Origin of the sequence: Streptomyces sp. NPDC059582 (assembly GCF_042735715.1) — a bacterium.
Lineage (GTDB): Bacteria > Actinomycetota > Actinomycetes > Streptomycetales > Streptomycetaceae > Streptomyces.
On sequence record NZ_JBHWCC010000023.1, the window covers coordinates 1 to 3,001 of the forward strand.

At 68.1% G+C, this 3,001-nt stretch carries 2 protein-coding genes; both read right to left on the minus strand.

The window, feature by feature from the left end:
- Nucleotides 1-66 precede the first annotated feature (66 nt).
- Nucleotides 67-1,473, minus strand: a complete 1,407-nt coding sequence (locus tag ACFV0T_RS20530; RefSeq protein ID WP_385780830.1) for an OFA family MFS transporter — start codon at nt 1,471-1,473, stop codon at nt 67-69.
- A gap of 1 nt (nt 1,474) precedes the next feature.
- Complete coding sequence (locus ACFV0T_RS20535; RefSeq protein WP_385780833.1) at nt 1,475-2,866, minus strand: OFA family MFS transporter; 1,392 nt, start codon at nt 2,864-2,866, stop codon at nt 1,475-1,477.
- Nucleotides 2,867-3,001 lie beyond the last annotated feature (135 nt).

Here is a 3,001-nt window from a genome sequence, read left to right on the forward strand (position 1 = left end):
CCTCCCCGTCTCCCAGGGAGGGCCGCCGCACGCGCTCGCAGGGCGCCGGGGCCGCGCTCGCCGCCGTCAGCTCGCGGGCTGGGCCCGGACGGTCGGCGTGTTCTCCCGGACCTGCCCCGGCTGCCGCAGCAGCAGCGCGATCGCCGCCGCGACCATCGAGACACCGCCGGCCAGCGCGTACGCGCCGTTGTAGCCCCAGGCCGCGACCACCATGGACCCGAGACCGCCGCCGAACAGGCCGCTGATCAGCTTGCCGCTGTACACCAGCCCGTAGTTGGTGGCGTTGAAGTTCTCACCGAAGTAGTCCGGGGTCAGCGCCGCGAACATGGGGTAGAACGCGCCGCCGCCGAAGCCGGAGAGGAAGGCGAAGAGCAGGAACAGCCACTCGCTCCTGAGATCGCCCGCCAGGATCACACCGAACTGCGACAGCCCCAGCACGAGGATGACGAACACCAGGGTCGACTTGCGGCCCCACTTGTCGGACAGCCAGCCCACGACCCCGCGGCCGACGCCGTTGATGACGGCCATGACGCCCATCGAGGAGGCCGCCACCAGCGGGCCGAAGCCGACCTCCTTGGCGAAGTCGACCTGGAAGGAGATCCCGAAGATCGACACGCCCGCGGTCAGCACGATGGAGACCCACATCAGCGGAAGCATGCCGGTCCTGATGGCCTCCTTGGGCGTGTACTGCTTCGCCGCGGGAGGGTTCTTGGCCAGGCTCGCCGCGTTCGTCCCGCCGCCGGTGAACGCGAGCGGGTCGATGTCCGCGGGCCACCAGTTCTTCGGCGGGTCCTTGAAGAAGAACGCGCACCCGAACACCACGATCATGATGTAGCAGCCGATCAGGTCCAGCACCCGGTGGTAGTTCCCGGTGTCGAACGCGTAGTTGAAGATGAAGATGAACGGCAGCGAGCCGTACGCGAACCCGCCGTTGACGAACCCCGTCCGCGCGCCGCGGCGTTCGGGGAACCATTTGCCGACCATGTTGATGCAGGTCGCGTAGACCAGCCCGGCGCCGATCCCGCCCACCACGCCGAAGCCCACGATCGCCAGCAGGACATCGCTCAGATGGGAGAGGGACAGGAAGCCCACGACACACATGCCGGAGCCGATGTACATGGCCCTGCGGGCGGTCAGCAGGCCCTTCTCCCGCAGCCAGCCCGCCGGGAAGGCGATGCCGGCCTGGAAGAAGACCCAGACACTCAGGATCCAGAAGGTGTTGCTCTGCGTCCAGCCGTGCGCGTGGGACAGGGTGTCCTCCGCGGAGCCGTACGCGTACTCGAAGACGCTGATGGCCATCATGGCGATCCACGGCAGGTACACCATGAGCTTGCGGGAGTGGCCGAGGATGTCCCGGTCGGTCTCGCCGACGCGGTAGACGCGGCCGCGGGAGTCGGTCACTTCACGGTAGGGACGGGAGTGTGCGTCGGAGTCCGCCGACGAACCGTCGGTCGCGATGGGATCCGCCGTCATGTCAGGCCATCTCCTCACCGAGGGGTTGCGGGTTGGGAACGATGCGGCGTCGCGCCTGCGGCCGTCCCGGCGCCTTGAGGAAGAGCGCCAGCACCGCGGAGGCCAGCCCGATGGAGCCCGCGATGACGAACGCGCCCTCGTAGTCCCAGACGCGGACCACGAGCGAGCCGACGCCCGCGCCCACGAGGCCCGAGACGAGCTTCGAGCTGTAGACCATCCCGTAGTTGGAGGCGTTGTGGTTCTCACCGAAGTAGTCCGCCGTCATGGCCGCGAACAGCGGGAAGATCGCGCCGCCGCCGAAGCCGGAGACCATGGAGCAGAAGAGGAAGAACGGCATGCTGCCCATCTGGCCGGAGACCAGCACCCCGAACTGGGCCGTCCCCAGCACCACACACACGATGATCAGCGTGTTGCGGCGGCCGAACTTGTCGGAGATCCAGCCGATCACTCCGCGTCCGGTGCCGTTGACGATCGCCTTGAGGGACATCGCGGTGGCCACGATCCCGCCGGCGAAGCCCATGTCCTTGCCGAACGGCACCTGGAAGGCGATGCCGAAGATGTTGATCCCCGCCGTGCACAGCAGACAGAACCACATCATCCACAGGACGGGGGTACGAGCGGCCTCCTTGGGGGTGTACTGCTTCACCGCCGGCGGGTTCTTCTCCAGCGCCCGCCGGATCTTGGGGTCGTCGGTCACCTTGAGCGGATCGACGTGCGGCGGCCACCAGTTCTTCGGCGGGTCCTTGAAGAACCACCCCGCGAACGCGACGACGGCGCAGCACACGAGGCCCACCATCACCAGGACGCCCTCGTAGTTGCTCAGGTCCATGTACGAGGTGAACAGGAAGACGAAGGGCACCGAGCCGTAGGCGAAGCCGCCGTTGACCAGGCCGGTCTTGCCGCCCTTGCGTTCCGGATACCACTTGCCGACCATGTTCACGCAGGTCGCGTAGACGAGGCCGGCGCCGATGCCGCTGCACATTCCGAAGCCGAGATAGGCGACGATCACGTGCGGCGCGTACGCGAGGGAGAGATAGCCCAGGACCGTGCCCAGCGCGCCGAGCATCATCGCGTACCGCGCGGGCAGCCTGCCGCTCTCCCGCAGCTGTCCGGCCGGGAAGGCCACCGCGGCCTGGAAGAACACCCAGACGCCCATCAGCCAGAAGATGTGCCCACTGCTCCACAGATGCGCCTCGTGGAGGGTGTCCTCCGCCGAGGTGAACGCGTACTCCGAGGAACTGATGCCCAGCATGCCCATCCACGGGAAGAGCACCATGGTCCAGCGGGGCCGCCTCATGATGTCCCGGTCGGTCTCGCCGATCCGGTACACGCGGCCGTTGCGGTCCGTCACCTCCCTGTAGGGGACGGACGTCGAGTAGTCGGTGGTTGTCATACAGCTCAGCACCCCTTGCGTCGAAAGTTCTGGCCAGCGCCCCCTGTCCAATGCCTTTCGTGCGCGCACGGGTCCCCGGGGGCGGCCCCCCCGCCCCCGCGGCGCCGCCGCCGGCCCGGCGCGCCGTTGCCAAGC

What these genes read in the sequence shown, in the direction of transcription:
- ACFV0T_RS20530 (WP_385780830.1), bottom strand. Translation starts at nt 1,473, where the DNA reads ATGACGGCGGATCCCATCGCGACCGACGGTTCGTCGGCGGACTCCGAC.
- ACFV0T_RS20535 (WP_385780833.1), bottom strand. Translation starts at nt 2,866, where the DNA reads ATGACAACCACCGACTACTCGACGTCCGTCCCCTACAGGGAGGTGACG.